Origin of the sequence: Pseudomonas sp. KK18 (assembly GCF_037094675.1) — a bacterium.
Taxonomy (GTDB): domain Bacteria; phylum Pseudomonadota; class Gammaproteobacteria; order Pseudomonadales; family Pseudomonadaceae; genus Aquipseudomonas.
The window spans coordinates 200611-223909 of record NZ_CP146605.1 but is presented as its reverse complement, the minus strand read 5'-3'; the positions used below and the strand labels follow the sequence as shown (position 1 = coordinate 223909).

Genomic DNA, 23299 nt, shown 5'->3' with positions numbered 1-23299 from the left:
GAAAATGGCCGAAGGCAATGGAAAAAGACTAATAAACCCCGTTCTAACCTTCCTTAAAAGGCCTGCCCCGGCTCCTATTAAAGGAGGAGGTAAGAACGAGAAGGACATTCGCCAAAGTAGGCTTGCTACACAACGGAAAAAGCTTTCAGAATCTTTTGATGGATTCATGCTAGAAGCAAAAAAAATAAAAACACATGGAAACAAAACCCATATTATTGCTCGTATGTTTAGTGATTCACACGCATCCACCTGGACCCCGAAAGATATATTTTCAAGCCAGTTTGGTTGTCGAATTGTCGCGCCCGCCTTTGACGGATATCTTATAGAGAGTGATATCGACGCCTTTGAATTGATGGCAAACCGTATAAAAACCGCGAAAACTATAGTTGATCGTGTAGATATATCTCGTGTGGAGTCGATCAACTTATTTGATATAGCAGAAACGTTTCGCGGTCAAAACATTCAAGAGATATGGAAATCTGAAAGCAACGAAAGCTCAAAGCAATTCAGCTTCTGGCTATTACCGTACTCTGAACAATCAGCCAGGGTATCCGTTGTCTCCGAAATCATAGAGCTTTATAAAAATAAAAAAATATCTTTCGGAGATGAAAAATATTCAAATCTCTTCAACTCCGCCACACCCGATGTGCCACTTGGGGAGTATATAGATCCGGTACTTACAAGAGCATGCCAAGAATACTTACACTCCGGCATCGCTTCCTTTTCTGCCGAGGTAAACTCGATTGAATCGCTTCAGGAAATCGCCGCATCAGGGACAACGTATCGAATAGAGCCTGTTTCAGGCATAACTTCTAACTCTACTCCTCCAGGCCAAGGGGAAGAGCCAGATCTTTCGAGTATTTCCCCAGACGATTTGCCTATTGTAGTGGTGGTTGATGGCGGGCGCTCGGCACTCAGCTATGAGCCTTTCGAATACTGGATAGCGCCCCCACTCATTGACGATTACACAGCAAATAGAATCCATGGCAATCAAATTACCTCTCTAGTTTGCAACGGTCATGCCTGGAATAATAACTTAACACTTCCAGAGCTAAATTGTCGGTTTGCTACAGTGCAGGCAATTGCTAAAAATGGAACCGCAAAACAACCTACGCAAAATCAGTTCCTCTCCTACCTTAGAGATGTAGCCTCTGCAACCAGCAGCTTTGCAAAAGTATGGAACTTATCTTTCAACGAAATAGCTCCCTCAGCCAACTCTAAAGAAATTAGTTTTTTAGGGCACGAAATCAATAAAATTGCACGAGAGTTTGGAATACTTCCTATAATTTCCATTGGAAATTCGTCTATTTCAAACAAATCAAAACTGTGCCCTCCAGCCGATTGCGAAGGTGCACTAACTGTAAGTGGCCGCACCGCCAGCACTGCAGGTGCTCCTTCAGCCGCATGCTCCTTGAGCTTAAAGGGTCCTGCTCCGGCAGGAATGAAAAAGCCAGATCTTTCATGGTTTTCGAGCCTTAGAATGATAGGCGGCGTAACTAATACTGGTACTAGTTACAGCACTACGTTAATTTCTTCACTTGCGGCACATACTTTTGCCAACTTGAAAAATCCAACGCCCGACCTAGTACGTGCGCTTTTAATCAATTGCTCGGAACGAGATGACCACTGCCACGAGTTGGGTTGGGGCACCCCGTGGACTCCTGAAACGATGCCATGGGTTTGCAAAGATGGCTCAGTGACATTGGCCTGGGTGTCCAGATTGAAAGCCGGCAGCAGCTATTACTGGAACGACATTCCCGTGCCTCCCGAGATGATGGTCAACGGGAAGCTCACCGGTAGAGCGTCTCTTACAGCAATCATTAAACCTCTTGTATCTGGTCTTGGTGGTGTTAATTACTTTGCCACACGCCTACAGGTAGCTCTTCAAGCGAAAGGTCCAAACGGCAAGATCGTGAACCTTTTGGGATCGATGCAAGAAGCTAAGGTTAAAGAAGAAAATGCGAGGAAGGATTTATCTAAGTGGAGTCCTATAAGGAGGCATGCAAAACCATTCTCAGGAAGGTCTATCCAGCCTGGCTCGATGAGGCTTAATGCTCGCGTCTTCACCAGAGACCTCTATCAATTTGGCCTCAACGACCATCACGAATTGCCAGAGCAAGAAATAGCATTTGTACTTACGTTTCAAGCTCCAGAAGATGCACCAAGTATTTATAACTCCATGGTGGGTAAGCTCACGGGATTCGTAGAAAACGCGACGCATTTGGAAACGGATATCGAAGTGGGCCATTGATACCAGAAAGCTCGCTGCGAAAGAACAGCCTGTATCCCGACCTGTATCCCTGATGAAGAAGCTGAATAATTATTCTATGTAAATCATCAGGTTATACATCCGGTTATAGGCCCGTCGGGGCACCAGATACAGATGAAAAAGCCCCAGGTCGAAAGGCCTGGGGCTTTTTTGTGGGCGCAAGATAAGGAGGAAGATGCAAATAAAGTAACAGTTTTCTGGCTGACCATAAGTTCCTCGAACAGCAAAGTGAAAGCCCGAGTGACGCCACACATAGAAGGGCGGGCGCTTGCATCGATTTCAAGCTGGAGGGACTCGCACATGCCTAAAGTGATGCACCAATGATCCAGGGTTACCCTAAGCCTTGGCAGAGCTACCAGGACCAACTTGAGATATTGATAGCCCGCGGAATGATCGTTACAGACCGATCTAAAGCCTTGGAGTATCTGGAGCGCATTGGCTATTACCGCCTCAGCGGCTACTGGTTCGCCTTTCGTGAGCGTACCGAGCTGTGCTGCCCGCTTATTCAGCACAAAAACCAGAAACCGACCAAAACCAAACCGGGGCGGATCCCACTAGACATTTTCAAACCCGGCACCACATTCCAAAACGCAGTCGATCTTTATGTGTTTGATAAAAGACTTCGCCTGCTGGCCATGGATGCCCTGGAACGTATCGAAATCGCATTGAGGGTGGACATATCCCATGGGCTGGGCAAGCACGAAAAGTTTGCGTATCTAAAACCTGAGCTTTTCCATGAAAGTTTCTCCGCCCAGCTCGATGGCAAAACCGGGCTCACCAAACATCATGCCTGGGTAGGCAAACACGCCGCATTGATCAGCCGCTCGAACGAAGACTTTATCCGGCATAACAAGGAAAAATACGGCCTACCGCTGGCGGTCTGGGTGGCTTGCGAGGTTTGGGACTTCGGCACGTTGTCGACCCTTTATGCTGGCATGACTGAGGCGGATCAAGATGCCATATCTCAAGAGTACGGGATCAGCAATGGAAGGGTCTTCGCCAGTTGGCTGCGCAGCCTGAACTACCTGCGAAACGTATGCGCCCATCACAGTCGCCTGTGGAATCGGAACATCGTTGATCAGCCAAAACTGCCACCTGAGGAACAAGCTCCTGCACTGGCCGCATTCCATGATGATGCACACCGACGCGCGCGGCCTTTTATGCTCTTGTGTATCACCCACCACTTGATGAAGGTCATCAATCCGTCATCAAGCTGGGGACGACGGCTGAAAGCACTATTGGAGAATGACTTTCCAGACTTGTCCCACCTTGATCTGAATTTGGAGGGCATGGGAGTGGATCACCACTGGCAGGAGCGCGATTGGTAATCGAAAAAATCAAGGCAATAAAAAACCCCTGAGCAATTGCTGCACCGAAGCGCATCAACCGACAGGGGCCGTGTTGCGGATGATTATAAAGGCCGGAAGTCTCTCGTCAACCACCGGCTGGCGACCTCCACCTCAAGGATTTTTCAACGCCTCCAACCGCGCCGGCAGATCCTCCTTGGGAAAGCGCTTATGCAACTCCAACAGCTTCTCATCCGCCGCCTTCGCCTCTCCCGCCTGCCGCAACCGCAGGATTTCCTGCAGCCCTTGCTCCAATGACGGCAGCACAACAGCCGCGCGCTTGCTCATCTTCGCCACCGGCTCATCCGCCAGCGAGCCCGCGACTTCTGCCTGCACCTGAGGCGCACTGTCAGCCTGCGGAGCCACGGAGAATCGAGCCATCGGCGCGGCAGCCGGGGCCGGGCGGGCCAGTTCCTGCGGGGCGGCCGCGTAAGTGCCTGTGGATAACTCCGGCTGCGGCACCGGCGAGCGCGTGACCAAACCAATCATCAGGGCCACACCCGCGACGGTGGCAAACGCCATCTGCCAGCGCGGCCGTTGGCACGCCTGTAACCAGCGCTGCCACAGGCCGGGTTGCCGCACCGGTGCTTCACGGTGGGCGGTGGCCAGGATGAAGGCGTCCAGGGAAGCCGGCGGCTCGCCGCTGGTGTGTTGACGGAAATGCTCGATCAGCAGCTCGTCGTTCGAGTCCTGGGTATGTCGGGAGTCAGTCATGCGGGTACCTCCTCGGCCAGCAGTCGGCGCAGTTTCTGCTGGGCGTAACGCAAGCGGCTTTTTACCGTTTCCAGTGGGGCGCCGGTGAGCGCGGCGATTTGTGGCACTTCCAGCTCGCCATGCAGGCGCAGCAGGAACACTTCGCGCTGATCTTCGGGCAAGTCTTGCAACGCGCTGTCCAGGCGCGCCTGGTCGCGGCTCAGGCTCAGCAGTTGCTCAGGCCCGGCGCTGTCGTCGGGCTGGCCGTGAAGCTGCTCATCGTAGCTGTCGTGCAGCGGGTTGTGGATGCCGTGCTTGCGCCAGTGGTCGATCAGGCGGTTGCGGGCAATCTGGAACAGCCAGGTGCGAAAACTCGCCCGCCCCTGTGGCTCGCTGGTGCTGCGGATCAGGCTGAGCCAGGTGTCCTGGAACACTTCCTCGGCCAGTTCGGCCTTGTTGCTCAAGGACACGAGAAAACGGTACAGGCCCTGTCGATGCCGCGCGTACAGGGCCTCGAACGCTGCACCGTCGCCGCTGCGGTAGCGGGACAGCAAGGCTTCGTCGCTGGGTGAATCCATCAGGTGGCGCACTCCTTTGAGGTGGATCAGTGTCTGGCCGGGGCCTGGAGGCTCTGGGCCAATTCGACCAGTTGCACAAACTCGCCGCGCAAACCAAAAGGGTCGTCGCCCCGTGCGGAACGTGCCAGTGCGGCCGTGTCCTTGATACTCATGCTGCCAGTGTAGCGGCCATCACCCTTGAGTTGCTGGGCGAAGGCGGCCACGGCGGCAGAGAAGCGCAGGTCGTCGCTGGGTTTGCCGCTGTGCTGGTTGCTGATCGGGTGTTCGATCAGTCGGCTATCGCCGCCTTCCGCTGGTTTGTAGCGTACCCGCAACATCGCCAACTCATCAGTTTTACCGTCAGCCTTGGCCGCCGATGCGTAGCGCAGTGGCTCCAGCCAACCCTGTTCACCCTTCGGGACAATTTCATACAACGCGGTCACTGTATGCCCTGCACCGATTTCGCCGGCGTCGACCTTGTCGTTGTTGAAATCCTCACGCTTCAGGGCGCGGTTTTCATAGCCCAGCAATCGGTATTCACTGACCTGTGCCGGATTGAATTCCACTTGCAGTTTCACATCCCGGGCCACCACGGCGAGGGTTGAGCTGAGCTGGTCCACCAGCACTTTGCGGGCTTCGCGCAGGTTGTCGATATAGGCGTAGTTGCCATCACCGGCATCGGCCAGTTGTTCCATCAGGTGTTCGTTGTAGTTATCCACACCGAAGCCGAGGGTGGTCAGGGACACGCCGCTTTTGCGCTGGTCGACGGCCATTTGCTTGAGGCTGTCGAAGTCACTGACGCCCACGTTGAAGTCGCCATCGGTGGCCAGCAGGATGCGGTTGATGCCTTTGTCGATAAACCCTTCGCGGGCCATTTGGTAGGCCATTTCGATCCCCGACGCGCCTGCGGTGGAGCCGCCGGCGGTAAGTTGGTCGATGGCATTGCGGATCGTGGTTTTGTCGCGGCCCGAGGTGGGCTTGAGCACCACCCGCGATTCGCCGGCGTAGACCACCAGCGAGACGCGGTCCTGGTCGCGCAGTTGGTCCACCAGCAATTTCAGGGTGCTCTTGACCAGAGGCAGGCCTTCGCGGCGATTCATCGAGCCGGATACGTCCACCAGGAACACCAGGTTGGCCGGTGCCAGGTCTGCCACCGCGCGGTCCGAGGCCTTGATGCCGATGCGCAACAGTCGGGTGTGGGGGTTCCAGGGTGACGGTGCTACTTCAGTGGTCACGCCAAAGGGCGAGCCGTCGGTGGGCAAGGCGTAGTCATAAGGGAAGTAATTGACCATCTCCTCAAGTCGCACAGCACCTTCGGGCGGCAGGCTGCCTTGATTGAGGAAGCGTCGTACGTTGGCATAGCTGCCGGTGTCGACATCGACGCTGAAGGTGGAGACCGGTGTTTCGGCAACGCTGCGAATCGGGTTGTCCGGGAGGTTCTGATAGTGCTCCCGAGGCTCGGTCTGGTATTGCATGGCGATCGAGTCGTTCATGACCAATCGCGACGCCATCGGTGCAGGCGCAACCATCCGCTTGACCATGGCCCCCTGGACGCTGGCGGGCTCACTTTGCACCTCCACGACAGGCGCCGACTCAGCGGGCTTGGCCACGTCACGGGATGAAGAGAGCCCACACCCGGCAAGCGCCACCAGCAGGGTCACGGTGAAGCCTTGGGCGGCAGGGCGTAACAGCAGAAGAGGACGGGACATGGGCTGAACCTCGTGAATGAATGATCCGTTCACAAGGTCAGACGCAAGGGGCTGGCGATTCGGGTTAAAGCAACTTAGAGCGACGGAATATTTCCCGTCGCTGCCACAGTCGCCACCGGGACACGCTCGTTAGGCGCAGTTACGTCATACACATGCTGCTCACAGCCCTTCCCGATAATCACGAATTCCACCAGGTAAACCTTTTGCTTCTCAGGCTTGAAGGTCGAACTCATGGGGCCGCACTCATACACATAGGTTTTGACGAGGCCGACATAGTTGGCGTTGTAGACCCGTGACTCGCCGATCACTTCAAAGGGCTGCCCCGGGTCAGCCTGCACTTCCAACTGCGGGAAGCGTTTGGCGACGGCGCTGTTGCCCACTTCGTTCATCTTGGCGATCCAGCCGAATACCTTGCCACGGCCGGAATCCACCACCGTCCCGAGGATTTCCGGACGCTGATCTGCATCGGAACTACGGCGTACGGAGAACTGCACCGGATAGGTAAAACCGGTTGCCTTCATGATGACCTTGGCGTGTTCGGCGTCCACCTCGACCTTTTTCTGCTGCAACTGGACGCCGTCCGTCAGCAGGCTTGGCGAGGAGTTCCTGGCAGTGGAGTGGCAGCCGGCCAAGACCAGGGCGAGGATTAAGAGTGAGGTCTTTTTCATGGGTTACTTCCTTGAGCACATTTAAAAGTCTGGCTCGGGCTACGTGGGAGAACCGCAGCCCGATGCCGTTTTCTATCGGCCGTAATACTTAAAACGCGTACCGCGCCTTGAGCATGACCCCATCGGCATCAAAACCACTGCGGGCCTGGCGGGTGTAGCTGGCACCCACGGTAAAGTCCGACACCTGGTAGTTCACGCCGACACTGGCTTCATAGCTGTCACGCGCCACCGAAGCGCCGGTGACGGTGAACGCAGAACCGCCGAGCACATAGCTGGAGGTTTGTGCGACGCGATCACCCATCAGGTCGTGATACGCCATCAAGGTTGCTTCCGGCTGCAAGCTACCGGCACCCATGGGCAAGTTGCCCGCCAAGCGCACACCAGCGCCCAGCTCGCCCACTTCATAGCGTTGCGACTGGGTGCTCAGCGCGGCCGAGGAGCCCTTCTCGTTGAAACCGTCCATGCGCACGTTGGCGTAACGCGCTGCCACGCGCGGCTCGATCACCACGGCCTGCGACGGCTTGAAGCTGTAGCCGCCGATCACACTGGCAGACAGCACATTGCTGTCGTAACTGCCCTTGGCTGTGGTGCCGGCGATATGGCGTTTGCTGTCGTTGTCGTTATGGCCATAGCTGAGGCTGCCGTCGACAAACCAGTTTTGCAGCGACCAGTTGCCGTACAGCGACAGCGCATGGCCCTCCACATCGGTCTTGTTGCCGAGGTCGGAATGGATGTTGGAGTTAAGGTAGCTGTACGCCACGCCCAACGTGGTGGTGTCGTTCAAGCGCCCGTCCACACCCACGGCCATGCCGCTGCTGTTGGCCGAGTAGCCGTTGTTGCCGCCACGCCCGTCCTGGTCCATGTTGCTGCTCAGGCCCTGCACCCACACGCCGCCGGTTTGATGGCTTTCGCGCTGGTCGGTGAGGCGGTTGAAGATCGCGCCGTTGACCACGGTCTGGCCCGACAACGCCACGTCCAGGGCGCCGCGATTGACGTCCGGCTTGAGTTGTTCGCTGACCTGAGCAAGCTGCTGTGCTGTGCCGGCGTCAGCCAGGGTTTGGAACACTGGGTCGTTCTGATTGAGTCCGCTCAGTACGTCGTTTTTAAAGGTGTTCACCGCCGTCGCTGACGCAGCGCCGGCGCCCACCGCGGCGAGCTCCTGCTGCACTTGCTGGTTGTCTTTAACCGCCACCACGGCCTTGACCGTTTGCGCGTCGGCCGAGTAGCTCAGCACGTTCAGCAGAGAGGACGAGCTGGCCACAGACAGGCCATTGTCTTGCACGCTGGTGGCTTGCAACAGGGTGTACTGAGTGCCGTTGTTGGTGCTGGCGAAGTCGCCCGGTTTGGCGCTCACGGTCAGCTTCGAAGCCTGGGCGAAATTCGCTGCACCGTTGACGGTCAGGTACGGCGTGGTCGGCACTACGCTGTCGGCCAGGTGGATATCAATACCTGCGCCGCTAGCAACGTTGAGGTTGCCAGTGATCGCAGTACCGGGCGCCGACAGGTTCAGCGAGCCCGAGTTGACCGATACCGGCGCGATGATGCGGCTGCCGGTGAAATCGGCCTGGCCTGCGACATTCACCGCGCTCAAGTTGAGCAGGTCGCCGGTGATTTTGCCGCCGGTCCAATTCAGCGTGGCAAGGTTGGCGGCGTCGATGGCGATGCCGGCGTTACTGCGGATCTCGCCGGCTTGCTGGTTGATCTCGAACGCCGAGGTCTGGTCCGCGGCATCTACATGAATGGCTGTGCCATCGGCGCTGATCGTGCCGCGGTTAACGATGCCGCGCGCGCCGGTCGCGCTGTTCTGGGCAAAGGTTGCCCCGGCAAACTCGAAGGCATTGGCGTTGGTGCCCGTGGCCTCGACGGTGCCGGTGTTGAGGATGTAGTCGACCGAACCGTTTAGAAACATCACCGTCTTGGCGTCATTGCCGTTGGCAGAAAGCAGGCCGCTGTTTTCGATGCGCAGAGGGTTGGTGTCGGTTTCCACCTCGATGCCCCAGGCGCCCTCGCCCGTCGCCTTGAGCGTGCCGGCGTTGAGGATTTTGCCGCCGACAGTGGTCCCCAGATTGTTCTGGCGGTCGAGGATCAGGCCGATGGCGTAATCACCGTTCATGTCGATCACACCGGTGTTCGAGACGTCGCCGGCGATGGTGGTGCCATGCAGGTAAATGCCTTCACCGCCATCCACGTAGGAAGGTGAAGCCGGCGGGCTCAGGGGCAGCGTGGAACGGATGGTGCCGGAGTTGATGACACTTCCACCGATGGTCGTCGCGCCGATCTCAAGCCCCTCGTAACCCCCATTTTTCATAAGAATGTTGCCCGCCTGGACCACGTCCCCGGTGACAGTTCCCGGGCTCAGGTTCTGCGGGCCCGACCAGAACAGCGGGTCCAGGGCAATCGCACGGATGGCGGCGCCCTGGGAATCCAGAGTGATGTCGGCACGGTTGATCAACGAACCCTGGATAGTGGTGTTGGCCACACCCAGTCCGGCAGGGTTGGTGGTGGTCGGCACCACTACTTCGGAGAACGTCCCGTTGATAATCAATGACTCATTAAAGGTCTCGCCGACCCAAATGTTCTTGCCCTGCCCCAGGTCGAATTCCACCGCCAGCGCTTGCGAACTGATTGCGCCGACCATGAGTGCCAACAGGCTTTTCTGGAACTGCTTACGCTTCATTTCAAACTCCATGAACTACATTAAAAGCCGCCAATAGGCCCGGCGGCAGTAGGTGTACTAAGCGAGGGATCAATTGATCCGAATGCATTCCCCCAGGGTGCCTTCCTGAAACGCAGGCGCGCGCCTGTGCACCACAGCGGGCGGTGACAGAAAAGAGGCTTGGGGGGCGAGGTTCACATTAATCCTTAATGTCATTTGAAAACGCTGCAGTCCATGCAGCCCGACCGGTTGCGGGTGGGCGGGGTAAAGACACTGGGATATACAAAATGTTCAAGGTGCTCGGCGGGTTCTATCAAACTGCTCGCGTCAGGATCAGCCACCGCAAGCCACGCGGCGACCTCTCGCTGGTCTACTTGAGCTCCTTCACCAGATAACTCCCGGAGATCTGCGTGATACCCATCAACGCGCGGCGCAACGCCTCAGGATCAGTGCGATAAGTGAGCGGCGTGTAACCGTAGACATTCTGGCCATTGAACGGCGTGATCGACTCCACCGTGCGCCAGAGCATCTCGTCGCCACGGTCCATGCGCGCCACCACGGTTAGCGTCGGGTAGACCACGCTGCTGAAACCCTGGGTCAGGCGAAAGCCCCACTCGCCTACCGTCAGTTGAATCTGCGCATCGGCCGGCTCGTCGTCACCCACCACTTTGAGCGATGACGTCTTACCCAAGGCATCGATAAAGGCCTGCTTGAGCAACACGCCCAAGTCGATATTTTCGGCGTCCATCACCGTGAGGATCGCGGCCGGCGTCGACATCTCGGCCAGTTGCCCTGCCTTCATGCCGGCGGCAAACCCCGCGCCGCTCAAGGCCGCCGTGCCCAGCTTGGACGCGCCGCTGGCCATGCCGACGCCCGCACCAAGCCCGGCGCCCAGGGCCGCACCCCAGGCTTGTTCACGGCCCATGTAGACCATGTTCTTTTCCCACTTTACGGGCAGCACTTTGACCGTCTTGACCTGTGCGCGATGCTCGGGCGTGAGGGGCTGGCTGACGCAGCCGCCGAGGATGAGGGTGGAGAGGAGAATCAGGAGAAGGTTTTTCACATCAGTCCTTTAATGTTGGTGGTGGGTGGATGCGTTTAATCATCGCCAGGGTGTCGGCAATGGGGGTGAAGACATGAGGCATTGGGAGTGGGCCAGTACTTTGCTGCCTTGCGTGGGTTTGGGTGCGGGCTTATAGTCCGGGCCGTCGCCCACATGGCGATTCAGGTTTGGCGACCTGACAACAGAGCGCAAAAGCATCCCGCTTCTATGCAGGTGTTTTTGCACCCGCAAAGCTGTGCATGATATGGCGGCTGTGCGCGGGAGACCTTCGGGTCTGCCGGTTTTCTCTGTTGCCGGTTCGCCAACCTGCGTACGGCCGCCACCCATTCGTTTGGCGACGAATGAGTGGTGGCTTAATCCACCAACAGAGTACTGACAATGAATCGATACATGCCCCTCACGGGCCACGACTGCACCGTCCCCGCCCTGCTTATCGACACCCATGCGCCCCTCGATGTCCTCCACGACGCCGCCGTGTACCGGATTCGCGCCGTCACCCAACTGCTGGAAAACCTGGCCTTCCGCGACCAACTCAGCAGCGATGCTGTGGTGCTTCAAGACTTCGCCCAATTGCTGGCGATTCCGCTGCGCGATGGGTGTGATTTGCTGGATGTCATCAGTCGCAGACTCAATACCGATCCATCCTGAGTAAAAGCCGGGCGGCCTGGGTGCCGCCCCTTTAACTCGGTTAAACAACCTCACTTACCATGAAGCAAAACTTTTAAAGCATCTTTAGAAACGCACACTATGCGTGCCCACTCTTCTTTTTCCAAATACTCTTTATCAGAAAGATCAGGACCATACTTATCAAAAAGCGCGTCAATAGCTTGAACCACGTCCTCGATGGCTCTAGCTTCCTGATCATTTTTCAAAACTAGCCCTATCCAAGTGTATGCATTTTCAGCGAGCCCTGTATCGTCATATAAAAAATGTATTGTGTAATCAAGTTCATCATAAGCTAAATTCGGCGATGAACGTTCTACCCAGGCACGGAACTGGTAATCTGAGTCCGACAAACCTGCCAGATAGGAAACCAGCTCCTCTCTCATACTCGGAAATTTTAACTCGGAGAGTTCCAAGTTTTCCATTTTTTATACTCACTCTGGGCAAAGGGGACGGATTTATTTAATTGACCTAGCTGGAGTTTTTAAATCTAATATTTAAACAAATCCGTCACTTTTACGTCCTAAATAAATCCTTGCCCTTTACGTTAAAGAGCAACTCTGCCAGCATTAAAACGTGGATTGCCCCCTATTTTCCAAAACGTGTGCAGATAGATAAACACTCAACTTATCAGACAAGCCTATCCGTTCAATATAAGCAACAATATATACAGCAGAGCTCTCGTCCGCCTCACATACCGGCTCAGACATTTGCTCTTGTAGCCCTACAATCTTATAGGCCTTATTGGCAAAAAAACCGATCACCAACAATATTAAAATTAAACTATTTTGTTCTACGCTTTCAGATGCAAAATTTCCTTCTGCCAGCGGTCCGCTCTGCATATCATCGGAGTCTAGATAATATGCTAATTCATCAGCACTGAGCCCTCGATCAGACAACCATCGCCAACACTTATCAACTGCCTCCTGACATTTTTTTTGCGTATCACTCGCCGAGTCAAGGTTACGTAGAGCATAATCAAGCAACAGAAGGAAAATTGAGGCTTTCTTTACCCACATCATACTGTCAATGACTTTAAGCGCTTCTTCATTGTCCATTAACTATTCTCCCATCTTTAACTAGGACTGTTAGACGATTTGGCATTGCTGCCCCTCCCTCAGCGGTAACTCTTAGCAGAAGAGTAGGATAGCGCTGACTGAATTGTTTAACCACCCCATTCAGGTCACTATTACCCGTCAAACCTGCACTACACTTATTACAGATACCACTTGCATTTGGTTAAAGGGGACGGATTTATTTAATTAACTCATAAGAAATTTTTAATATTTAAATAAATCCGCCCCCTTTACGCTGTTATATCATCGACCGAGAAATAGGGGGTCAGACCACTATTAATACTTTAATTAGAAAACCGTGGCCTGAACCCTATTTCCCGCGCCCGATTCTCGCTCTAATTCACGCGTTAAACAAAACTTCTCTCAGCAAGTCCTGCCTCTCTGCCTGAGCCCCTACGGCTGCAGTGAAGCACTGATTATAGGCAGCAATCTTCAAAACGCCGCCCAAATCTTCTACTGCAAAGCAGTCGATATCCATTAACTTCTTTTCGTCGACACCCACTAACTGAAGCAAGGATTTGCTTACCCACATGAAAGCGCCAACCGCCTCAATGTAGCCGTTTCTTAAAACCCAACGCCCAGGATTTTTTGATATATCTACGACCTCTTGGGTCAGCGGAAAAGGCAGCCCATTACTTTTCTTGGGCAGATGAGCGTGTTCGACGCGCTCAACTTCAAAGAGCGTAAGACTCTCGGCATTTTGCCATCGATCATACTCGGCGTCGTAAATTCGAGCCTGAACAAAGCCGGGCTCATCGATTAAAGCTTCAATCAAGGTCTGTGCAACTTCAATCGAATTCGCCAGGTGTTTCATATCAAGCCGATAAAACGCTTTATCTGCCACATACGAAAACTCGACAGAACCGTTTGCCAGCTCAATAAAAAAACTCTGACACTTGTTTTTCTCCAAGTAATTCGAAACGTCCGCCAACCCTATTTTCTTGCCGGTAAAGCCATCAATGACGGTATCCTCATTAAAGTTTTTGAGCTGTTGTATTAGCCGCCCCCATACAACTGAAGCGCCATCATGTAGCCTCTCGCTAAAGACAATTTCAATTTCAGCCATATGATTAGCCACCGAACTCTTTAATAATCACAGTAATATTACGTTGCTTTCCATACTCTATAAGCTTGCTCGCGTCAGCCATTCCGCCCGGTTGAACTCGGATGTCCAAAATTTTCGTTGCCGGTACGCCATCCACGGTAATTTTTGAACTTTGCAAGGTGTCCATATGGGTTCTCATGTCATAAGACCACCCTTTACCTCGGGTATCAATCGTTTTCAAACTCACCACATTGGGTCAAAGGGGACGGATTTATTTAATCAACTCATCTGGATTTTTAAATATTTAAATAAATCCGTCCCCTTTACGCACTTGGTATTTTTCCGTAAGGGTTCGCAGCATTTGCGTTGACAAATATCTTTCCACCAGGCTCAACCACGCGAGTAGCTTCCGGAAGAAAATCCATCATTGAGTTAGTACCACCTGCACTCTTGGGAATGAATGGGTTACTAGCAACAATCTCTCCCACCGAACTATCCTTGAAAGGAAGTTTCGTTGCGTCCGCTCGAATACCAGACTGAATATCTGCTCGGACATCCACGTTTATAGCACCAGGAGTTTGAGCATTCTTCCCACCAAATAACTCAACAGTGGGTTTCCCACCAGAACTAGCTAATTCTCCTGTCGCTTTTGCACCGAGCCTTTCTCAACCATTTTTTAAACGCAGAATCGTTATTCAACTGAAAGACATTATTCTTTTTTCTAAGAAATCGATAAAGTTTTTCGCATACAAACTAGAAGTTTGATCAGAAAGTTCAAGCCTATAAACAGGATACTCTCCATCATTAAGACCATCGTCCGTGGCAAAATAAAATGATTCCCCTGCACCCGGCGGTTCGCAGATAAATAGCCTCTCCTTCCCACACAACCCATTTCGACCGTTAACGATTGACATATAAACGATATCCCCCCCCCTTACACTATCAAAATCCATTTCGTAGATACTATAAATCTCCTCCCCAGATATTTCCCCGCCAGAATAACACTTCAGCCACCATTTATAGCTATCAGGCAACTTCAACCCAAGACGAGCTTCAGCTTTATAAATCCACTCATCAGCAATCCCGTCACCATAATCAGCAAACTCAACGTAATCCGACTCTTTAATAAGATTAATTATTCTCGAATAATCCACGCCTAATTACTCCCCGCTCCGAGCCCGCAACTTCCAATAATCCGACTGATAAGAGTTAAACTCTTTAGCCTGCTTTGTCAATGTTTTTGCATTCAAATCCGTAGGAACTGAAACATAGTCAGTCGTAGGGTTTCTGTATTCTGCAGAGTCTTTGTAACGAGTATACCTAAAGCTTTGAGCGGCATTGGATGGGACATGAAGAACACTGCTATTCTGGCTATGGAAAACAGAACCAACTTCTGCAAGTGAACCACGAGTACCAGCGAATCCATTAACTTCAGTTTGCGAGAGATGATGTAACTCAACTGATTTCCCATCATACCCAATTGGTGCTCGACCCGAGGCCATCCTCTCAAGGTTTGAGCCTTCAACAGTTTTACCTCGTACTCTCCAGGTCGATAGGGCCTCTGGGTCAAAGAGGTCGTTACGTTGATAAACAGTCCTATCTAGAACTGTTGTTTTATTCCAAAAAACATCAACTTTAGGCGTCGTACTTGCAACATTACTACCCGCCGTCGTGCCCGTACCAGCAGAACCTAGCCCTTTTGCACCACTGGCAAGCTCTCCAGCTAACTTACCATTAAAGTATTTACTCGCGCCGCCAAACAGAGCCGCCTGAGCTGCGGATTTCGCCGTGCTCCATGCCAGGTCAGACGTTACGCTCGACTCTCCTGGAAAGGTTTCCGGAAAGAAAGAAGCTAGCACTCGGTCGGGCTCATTGGATTTAAAATCCGCCGTAATCCGGCTAGCAGAATCCCATGCCCCCACCATCGAGGTGGTGCCAAGCGCTCCTAAGCCGATGGGTAAGGCACAGGTAACAACGCCAACACATGCGGGTGACGACATCACCATCCCGGTATATGCAGTAGCCCCTCCGACTAGGCCAAGGGCAGTGTCTTTGCTTGCTCCAACGACCTGCACCGCCTTGCCGTGAGCATTGAGCGTATCGTCGCTCCAATCCTGCCAACTACGGCCACCAAACTGGCCGGTCGCCTCAAGTAACGCGATCTCCTCACTAAAAGTGGCGCCGCGATCCTGAAGTGCCTTGAAGTCCTTATAGGTTTCATCGTTGGTCGGGATCGACTCTGCGCAACTAACCAAAGCGCAGGCCGCCGCATTCAAACGATCTGCCTTTTCCGGATGGAACCGTCGCTGTTCATCCAACGCATCGGCTTGAGACTTGTGAAGCTGGTGGTTGTACTGCGTGGCATTTTTCGCCACCCAGCCACCCTTCTCCAATTTGCTAGCATCTGCATCTTTTTGTGTGGCCGCAGCTAAAACACCGACCAGTTGAGAACTCATGGACAACAATGTCTTGTCGCCCTTCACGATGTCGTTAAGCTGTACGACCAGTGCCTCATTGGCGCCGGCTGCCAATGCGCCTGTACGGAAATCTCCACCCGTTGCTTCGGCCAAGAGGCCACCGACCATCGCATGAATCGCGATCTTGGGAATTGAACCGTTTTCGATGTTCCACTTTTTCGTGTAGTCGCCGACGGCATTGAAGCTGGCCGCTGCCAGGGTATTGAATAGCGCAGTTTTCAGCGCCTCACTCCCACTGCCGCCCTGCCCCAATGCTTTACTCAACAGCGTTGAAGTACCGCCTTGCAATGTCTGGTTCGCGGCAAACTGCCCTACACCAGTCCATGTGTTGAGCTGTGGCCCCGTTATTTGCTTAGTCGCCTGATCAGTATGAGTTCCGGTCCAGCCATCAAAATAAGCTGCGGTCAATCCAGCGGTCACACCGGAAATCGTATACCCCTTCAAAGCATCCGAAGAGGTGACATCCTTGAACACCGCCCCTAAGTTGCCACGATTATTAACGACACTAACCGTCGCATTGGTCGCAGCGCCTGCCGCTACGGCTCCCGCACCTGCCGCGACAGCGACGCCTGCTCCAGCACCTGCAGCCGCAGTCATTGCCAACGGCCCGACAAATGCGGCCATCAGAATTGCTATTACAATCTGCGAGCCCGCACCTAAACCGGAGTTACTGTATTTGAAGCTATCGTGGATCTCTTTGACTTGGCGCCAGTCCACGTCACCGCGCTTTTCAGCATCCTTGAGCCAAGCCAGATTCGGATCGGCTTTGACCATGGTATCGATGGTCTGACTAACGGTTTGCTGATCGATCTGCCTGACATCAATCTTCAATCCGTCGACAGCTTTGATAACGACCTGCCCTTGAGCGATCATTTCACTCTGGCGCAGCGTTTCGTCAGTGTTGCCTTTACCTTTGGCGCTGAACCAAGCGAGGTCACCCTTGCTCTTGGTATGGCTCTCGTCATGAAGGTCTTTGACGCCTTCAAAGACGATGGCCCCGCCACTGTTAAGAATGATGTCATTACCACTATCAAGCTTCGCGACCTGGTAACGCTGGTCACCTTCGCTGATCAACGTGAGGTTGCCGCCAGTCTTGATCTCGGTCCCAACGTTCGTGGTGCGGGTTACTTCGTCTCGCTGCTCTTTCTTCGCGCCCCAGCCACCGTTCTCCTTCATGTCATACAACGTATGAGTACTGTTCTGCGCCGCCAGCAAATTCAACTTATCCCCGCTATACAGATAAGCCTCATTCCCCGCACTGATCTTGCTCGCCACCAGCGTGGTGTCGCGCCCGGCCTGGCTCGTAAAGTCCCTGCCCGCCGTCAGCACACTGGCTAACTGCGTGGTCTGCTCATCCGCGGTCTTAATGCGTTTCTTGCCGTCTTTTTCCTTGCCTTCGACGTTGTGCACATCGCTGACAGACGCCACGTTGAAATCGCGCCCGGCCTGAATGTTCAGGTCCTTACCCGCGGTGGCGTTGCTGCCGATGATGTTGACGTCTTGCCCCGCCACCATGCTCAGGTTGCCACCGGCCGTGACCGTGGCCGCTTGGTTTTTCACGTCGGTGGTGATGCTGGATTTGTGCCCGCCGTCGCTGAAGGCGTGGATCTCGCTGGTGTCGCTGACGGCGATCAGGTTGAGGTCGCGCCCGGCTTTCAGGTCGGCATCGCCGCCGGCGGTGAGTGCACCGTGGTTGGTGAGGTCGCGGCCAGCGTCGATGGCCAGGTTTTCGCGGGCGGTGATGGTGCCGGCGCTGCTGTCGGTGAGGGTGCGCATGCCGGCACCCTGGCGCACCTGGATGGCGGTGTTGTCGTTGGTGATGTCGCCCTTCAGGGTGGTGAGGCTGACCTGGGTGCCGCGTATCTCGCCAGCCATGGAATTGCGGATGCTGTCCTGGGCCAGCAGGCTGAGGTTGTTGCCGGCCTCGATCAGGCCGCCGGTGTAGAGGCTGCCGCTGCTGGCCACTGAGAGGTTGTTGCTGGCGCGCAGGGTGCCGACGTTGATCAGGTCGCCGCCGGTCATCAGGTTGAGGTCGCGGCCCTGGATCAGGCTGTTGCCGCGCACGTTGCGGGAGTCGGCCTGGGCCAGGTAGAGCACCGGCACGAGCACGGTCTGGCCGTCGACCACGCGGTTTTCCATCCACACGATGTCGTGGGTCAGGGCGCCGACTTGCTGGTCAGTGAGGGATACGCCGACGCTCAGGCGCAAGGCGTCCTTGCTGGCCAGGGCGTTGTCCATCAGGTAGCGGAACTGGTCGTAGTCGCTGGTCAGGCCACCGGCGAGGAAGCGTTGCCCGGTTTGCGCCAGCACCGCATCGCGGATCAGCCGTGACTCGTATTGCCCGTCACCCAGGCGACGCCAGGCGTTGTCGGGGCTGTAGCCGAGCTTGCCGAGCATGTAGTCGGAGCTGAAGAAGCCCGCCACAGTGGTGAGGTTCGGGTTGGTCTCGATCAGGTAGTGACTGGTGGGGTCGGCGTTTTTGATGAACAGGCCGTAGTCGCCCTTGGGCAACTGGAAGCCGGGCGCGGTGGTGGGGTCGACCGGGGTGAAGGACTCGCCGGTGTAGTCCACGGGTACGTAGCGGCCGTCGGGCGCGATGCTGGTCACCGGCAATACGCTGCTCGGCGCCTGGGCGGTGGCGTCGTTGACGTGCTTGCTCAGGTTGATGTTGATGCCGCCGACGGGGATGCCGGTCTGGTCGTCACCGAGGGTGCCGGTCAGTTGCTCCAGGGTGTTGGTGTGCAACGTGCCATTTTGCAGGGTGCGCGCAACGTTGAGGTTGACCGCGCCACCGGCCTGTATCGTCGCGGTGTAGCCTGGGCCGCCGTTGTCGGTCCAGGTGGTGACGTTGCTTTGCTCGGAGAAACGCCAGTCGCTCGACCGGGCCTTGAGCACCTCAAAGCGTGCTTCATCGAAATTACCCGCTGCCACTGCTGCGTTGAAGGCGGGTACGTCGATGTATTCCATCCGGTCCCACTCATCGGTGTCGATGCGCTGCGGGGTGCCGATGACGATGGTGTTCTGCCCGGTGCGAGTCGCGGCGCCCTGGTTGAGCAGGTCGTTGGCGGTGATGCTCAGGTTGCCATTCGCCGCCAGCAGGCTATAGCGGTTCTGGACGTTGTCGCCCTGGATCAGCAGGTCTTTGCCCGCCACCAGGCGCGCAGAGGCCGAGTCCTTGATCGCGGATTCAAGGTAGGTCTGGTTGATGGTGATTTGACCGCGCTTGAACGAGTCGTGCCCGCCGCAGTGCTGGCCGCACTGCCAATTGAGGCTGCCGGTGGTGATGGTCTGGCCCAACTCGAATTCAGCCTTGGCGTTTTCCACATTCCGCGCACTGATGCCGATATTGCCTTCGCTTTCAACCGTACCGGAAAGGTTGCTGAAGCCCGCCGCCATGCCGCCATCGAGCGCCGCGAAACTCAGGTTGCCCTTGCTGTAGACGTCGCCGTACAGGTTGCTGAAGCTGTTCCCGCGCAGGGTCAGATCGCCGCCGCTGAACAGCAGCGTGTCGGCGCTATTGCTGATGCCATTGCTGGCGCTGAGGTTGACGTTGCCTTGTGAACCGAGGGTGCCGCGGTTGTTGATGTGTGCGGCGGCAATGTCGAGTTGCTGGCGTGCGGTGAGGTAGCCGAGGTTATCCAGCGTACCGCCCAGGGTGATGCGGGTGGTGGTGCCGCCGGCCAAACGCCCGCCGTTCTGGCTGAGGTTGTTGGCGACCACGCTCAGTTTTTGCTGGGCCGAAAGGCGGCCACTGTTGGTCATGTCGCCGGTCAGGTTGACACTCAGGTCACCGTCGCTGAGCAACTCGCCCGCGTTATCCAGGCTGGCGATATCCAGGGTCAGACCCTTGGCGCTGGCCAGGCGGTCGCCGGCCTTGAGGCTCAGGCCCTGGGTGCTGGTGTAGTGCAAGGCTTCATTGAGTTGCACACGGCCGAGGCCATCGACCCGGCCGAACGACCAGTCGGCGGTGCCCAGGCCATTGATGCTGCCCTGGCTGCCGCTGAGGCTGCTGGTATTGAGGCTGAACACGCCGGTGCCAGCGTGCTGCAGTTGCCCGGCCTGGTTATTCAGATGCCCGGCGCTGAGGCTGAAGGCCTGGCTGCCGAATTCAAGAATGCCGTTCTGGTTATTCAGTTGGTCGGTGACCGTCAGCGTGCTGCTGGCGCCTTCCATCGCCCGCAGTTGGCCGCCCGCGCTGTTGTCGAGGTTGCCGCCATTGAAGGTCAGGCCCTGGTTGGACTCAATCAGGCCGCCTTGGTTGGTCAGTTGGGTACGCGAGGTCAGGCTGAGCTGATTGCCGCTGATCTGGCCGTTGGCGCTGTTGTCCAGGGTGGCGCCGGAGACGGTGACGTGCTCCTTGCCGAACAGTTTGCCGCCCCGGTTGGTCAAGGCCTCGACCGTCAGTTGCAGGTCGCTCTTCAAGGCGGTCAACGCGCCGGCCTTGGTACCGTCTTGGCTGTTGTCGACGCTGTCGGCTGTCACCGTCAAGCTGTCGCCTTGCACGGTGCCGCCCTGGTTGTTCAAGGTGCCCAGCGTCAGGTCGACCGCCGCACCACCGCTGAGGATCATGCCCTGGCGATTGCTCAGGTCCTGGCCGCGGTAGCTCACGCCCTGATTGCCGGCCAGGAGTTGGCCCTGGTCGTTGTCGAGGGTTTGCGCCGCGATATCCAGGCGCTTGCCCCGCAAGGTGCCGCCCTGGTTGTCGAGGGTGGTCAAGGCCTTGACCAGCACACTGCGTTCGGCGGCGTCGATCACGCCGTTGGTGTTGGTCAGCAGGTTGCTGATGTTGAGGGTGATGTCGCCGTCATTGCTGACCAGCGCGCCCTTGCTGCTGTTGTCGAGGTCTTGCGCGGTGACAGTGAGGGCCTTGCCGAGCAGGATCCCGGCGCTGTTGCCCAGGCGCTTGCCGGTCAGCAGCAGGTCACCCTCACTTTGAATACGGCCCTGGGTGTTGAGCAATTGGTCGTTCAGCACCACGCTCACACCCGGCACACCACCGGCCAGCAACCCGGCACTGCGGTTGTCGAGGCTGCCGGCGCGGACGTCCAGTTGGTCACCGACGATACGCCCGGCGCGGTTGTCGATCTGCCCGCTTCGCGCATCCAGCAGCAACTGCTTGCCGATGATGGCGCCGCCCTGGTTATCCAGGCTCGCGGCGTGCAGTTCGATGTCGCCCTGGGCGGCCTGCAAGTGACCTTTGGCGTTGTTCAACTGTTGGGCGACGGTCAAGGTCAACTTGCCGGCATCCGCGCTGAGTACACCTGCGTCGTTGTTGCTGAGGCTGCCGAGGGTAGCGGTGAGTTGACCACCCACCAGCTTGCCGTCCTGGTTGGCGACGTCACCGGCGCGCAGGTTCAAGTCAGTGCCAGCCTGGGCATGACCCTGGCTGTTGTTGAAGGTGTTGGTGACGGTGAGGTTGAGCGCGCCTTTCTCGGCACTGATCAAGCCCTTGGCACTGTTGTCGAGGCGGGCGGCGTTGACCGTCACGGCGTCGGCAACCAGGAAACCGTTCTGGTTGTTGATTGTGTCCGCTGTTACACCGAGGTTGCCCGCGACAATCTGCCCGCCGGTGTTATTCAGCGTGCCGCTGTTGAGCGTCAAGCTGCCGCCCGCGACCTGGATATGGCCCTGGCGGTTATCCAGCGAATCGGTTTGCAGCGTTGCCGCCTGATCGGCACCGAAGCGAATCAGCCCGCCGAGGTTGACGATGGCCGGCGCGTTGATCGCCAGCGCTTGCTCGCCATACACCCGCGCGGTGGCGCCCTGGTTGGTCAGTCTGGCACTGTTCAGCGTGACGGTTTTACCCTGGATCACTGCGCCCTGGTTGTTCAGTTCCCGGGTGGCCGTGGCGCTCAGCGAGCGGCTGGCCAGGACGTTGCCGCTGGTGTTCAGGGTTTGCGTATTCACCACCACATCGCCGGTAGCATTGCGGCTGTTATCGGCCTGCACGCCTGCTTCGATGATGCCCGGGTTGGTGACGGTGGTGGCGTTGAGTTCGATGCGTTGGCCAGCGGCCAGGCTCTTCTGGTTGACCAGTTCTTCAGCACTGCTCACCTGCACATTGCCGGCGGCGTAGACCTTGTCGGTCAGGTTCACGTTCTGCGCGGTGACCTTGAGGTTACCGGTGGTCGCCGTCTGCGCCATGCTCAGGCGCCCGTTGGCATCCAGCTGGATATCGCCGCCACTGGCGGCCAGCGTACCGTCGAGTTTCACCCCTACGCCGGCCTCGGTGCCCACCAGTTTGATCGCACCGGCGTACATGCCGCCCAATGCCGAGGAATCGATGGCCAGCTCGGGCTTTGCGCTGCCGTCATCGGCGCGCGCGGTGGCTTTCAGGCTTTTGGCATCGACGTCGTTACGCCCGGCAATGACGGTCAATTCTCGTGCGTTGATCTGCGCATTGATCTTGGCCGAGCGGGTGATGATTTCGAAGCGGTCGACGTTGCTGGCATTCAAGCCTTCGCCGTCAATGGTCACGGCGCCGCCGTCAACCTGGTAGCGCTGCAACTGGCCGCTGGCGTCGAGCACCGGTTTGCCGGTGGTGAGGGTCACGTTGGGGGTGTTGATAAAGCCGCAACCGCTGCACGTGACGCCGTACGGGTTGGCGACGATGACCTTGGCCGACTGGCCCGCCACTTCGGTGTAGCCGCGCAACTGGCTGGGGCTGCCGCCGTTGACTTCGTTGAGGATGACGCTGGCCGCGCCGCCCTTGAGGTTGGGGTTGCCGACGATGTAGCCACCCAGCTGGGTGTTCGTCATGGGGCCGTTGGCGTTGTTGAGGATCACGCCGTTGGGGCCGACGTTGTAGTCCTTGAATTGGTTATGGGACAAGCCACTGCCATTGGGGGTGGCGATGTTCACCACCGGTACGCCATTGCCGGCCTGGCCGACGGTGGTGCCCGGCGCACTGACCACAATGCCTCCGGCCTGAGCCAGCAGTGGCTGCCAGAACAGCGCGTTGGCCAGGATCAGCACCAAACCGCGCTTGGGAAGGCCGAAGAACGAGTCTCGCGGTTTCAGCGCAGCAGAAGGTTGGCGGGCCAGGAAGGCAAAGTGGCGAACATCCATTGTCATATT

At 56.3% G+C, this 23299-nt stretch carries 16 protein-coding genes; 3 read left to right on the top strand and 13 right to left on the bottom strand.

Going from position 1 to position 23299, the window contains the following annotated elements:
- The first annotated feature begins 4 nt into the window (after nucleotides 1-4).
- Entirely contained in the window at nucleotides 5-2251 is a 2247-nt protein-coding gene (locus V6607_RS00985; RefSeq protein WP_134325528.1) for a S8 family serine peptidase, read from the top strand.
- A 338-nt stretch (nucleotides 2252-2589) separates the two neighbouring features.
- Nucleotides 2590-3597 (top strand): Abi family protein, encoded by a 1008-nt coding sequence (locus V6607_RS00980; protein WP_134325527.1) that lies wholly within the window; start codon nucleotides 2590-2592, stop codon nucleotides 3595-3597.
- Nucleotides 3598-3729: 132 nt separating this feature from the next.
- Here the strand turns inward: V6607_RS00980 and V6607_RS00975 are convergent, their stop codons facing one another.
- The 6 genes from V6607_RS00975 to V6607_RS00950 form a co-directional block, all read right to left on the bottom strand.
- Entirely contained in the window at nucleotides 3730-4329 is a 600-nt protein-coding gene (locus V6607_RS00975; protein ID WP_134325526.1) for a hypothetical protein, read from the bottom strand.
- The gene (locus V6607_RS00970; protein ID WP_003218160.1) at nucleotides 4326-4886 is read right to left on the bottom strand and encodes an RNA polymerase sigma factor; all 561 of its coding nucleotides are present in this window, start codon (nucleotides 4884-4886) and stop codon (nucleotides 4326-4328) included. The genes V6607_RS00975 and V6607_RS00970 overlap by 4 nt, the downstream gene beginning before the upstream one ends.
- 26 nt (nucleotides 4887-4912) lie before the next feature.
- Entirely contained in the window at nucleotides 4913-6574 is a 1662-nt protein-coding gene (locus tag V6607_RS00965) for a VWA domain-containing protein (protein WP_008433683.1), read from the bottom strand.
- Between the two features lie 74 nt (nucleotides 6575-6648).
- The gene (locus tag V6607_RS00960) at nucleotides 6649-7242 is read right to left on the bottom strand and encodes a hypothetical protein (RefSeq protein ID WP_008433680.1); all 594 of its coding nucleotides are present in this window, start codon (nucleotides 7240-7242) and stop codon (nucleotides 6649-6651) included.
- Between the two features lie 88 nt (nucleotides 7243-7330).
- Nucleotides 7331-9919 carry an autotransporter outer membrane beta-barrel domain-containing protein gene (locus tag V6607_RS00955; RefSeq protein WP_008433678.1) on the bottom strand — a complete coding sequence of 863 codons (2589 nt, stop codon included), beginning with the start codon at nucleotides 9917-9919 and terminating at the stop codon, nucleotides 7331-7333.
- Between the two features lie 349 nt (nucleotides 9920-10268).
- Complete coding sequence (locus tag V6607_RS00950; protein ID WP_008433676.1) at nucleotides 10269-10961, bottom strand: hypothetical protein; 693 nt, start codon at nucleotides 10959-10961, stop codon at nucleotides 10269-10271.
- 390 nt (nucleotides 10962-11351) lie between these two features.
- On the opposite strand from V6607_RS00950, the gene V6607_RS00945 reads away from it, so the two are divergent.
- Nucleotides 11352-11609: a hypothetical protein gene (locus V6607_RS00945; protein WP_008433674.1), complete on the top strand. Its 258-nt coding sequence runs from the start codon at nucleotides 11352-11354 to the stop codon at nucleotides 11607-11609.
- A gap of 50 nt (nucleotides 11610-11659) precedes the next feature.
- Here the strand turns inward: V6607_RS00945 and V6607_RS00940 are convergent, their stop codons facing one another.
- The 7 genes from V6607_RS00940 to V6607_RS00910 form a co-directional block, all read right to left on the bottom strand.
- Nucleotides 11660-12049: a hypothetical protein gene (locus tag V6607_RS00940; RefSeq protein WP_008433672.1), complete on the bottom strand. Its 390-nt coding sequence runs from the start codon at nucleotides 12047-12049 to the stop codon at nucleotides 11660-11662.
- Nucleotides 12050-12193: 144 nt separating this feature from the next.
- Nucleotides 12194-12682 carry an Imm6 family immunity protein gene (locus tag V6607_RS00935; RefSeq protein ID WP_008433671.1) on the bottom strand — a complete coding sequence of 163 codons (489 nt, stop codon included), beginning with the start codon at nucleotides 12680-12682 and terminating at the stop codon, nucleotides 12194-12196.
- Nucleotides 12683-13040: 358 nt separating this feature from the next.
- Nucleotides 13041-13766: a hypothetical protein gene (locus V6607_RS00930; RefSeq protein ID WP_008433670.1), complete on the bottom strand. Its 726-nt coding sequence runs from the start codon at nucleotides 13764-13766 to the stop codon at nucleotides 13041-13043.
- 4 nt (nucleotides 13767-13770) lie between these two features.
- Nucleotides 13771-13932 (bottom strand): hypothetical protein, encoded by a 162-nt coding sequence (locus V6607_RS00925; protein ID WP_008433669.1) that lies wholly within the window; start codon nucleotides 13930-13932, stop codon nucleotides 13771-13773.
- A gap of 136 nt (nucleotides 13933-14068) precedes the next feature.
- On the bottom strand, nucleotides 14069-14305 hold the full coding sequence (locus V6607_RS00920) for a methyltransferase domain-containing protein (RefSeq protein ID WP_256579544.1): 237 nt from the start codon (nucleotides 14303-14305) through the stop codon (nucleotides 14069-14071).
- Nucleotides 14306-14440: 135 nt separating this feature from the next.
- A complete protein-coding gene (locus tag V6607_RS00915; protein ID WP_008433668.1) occupies nucleotides 14441-14899 on the bottom strand; it encodes an SMI1/KNR4 family protein in 459 nt (152 codons plus the stop codon).
- Nucleotides 14900-14905: 6 nt separating this feature from the next.
- A complete protein-coding gene (locus tag V6607_RS00910) occupies nucleotides 14906-23290 on the bottom strand; it encodes a DUF637 domain-containing protein (RefSeq protein WP_134325525.1) in 8385 nt (2794 codons plus the stop codon).
- Nucleotides 23291-23299: the final 9 nt, after the last annotated feature.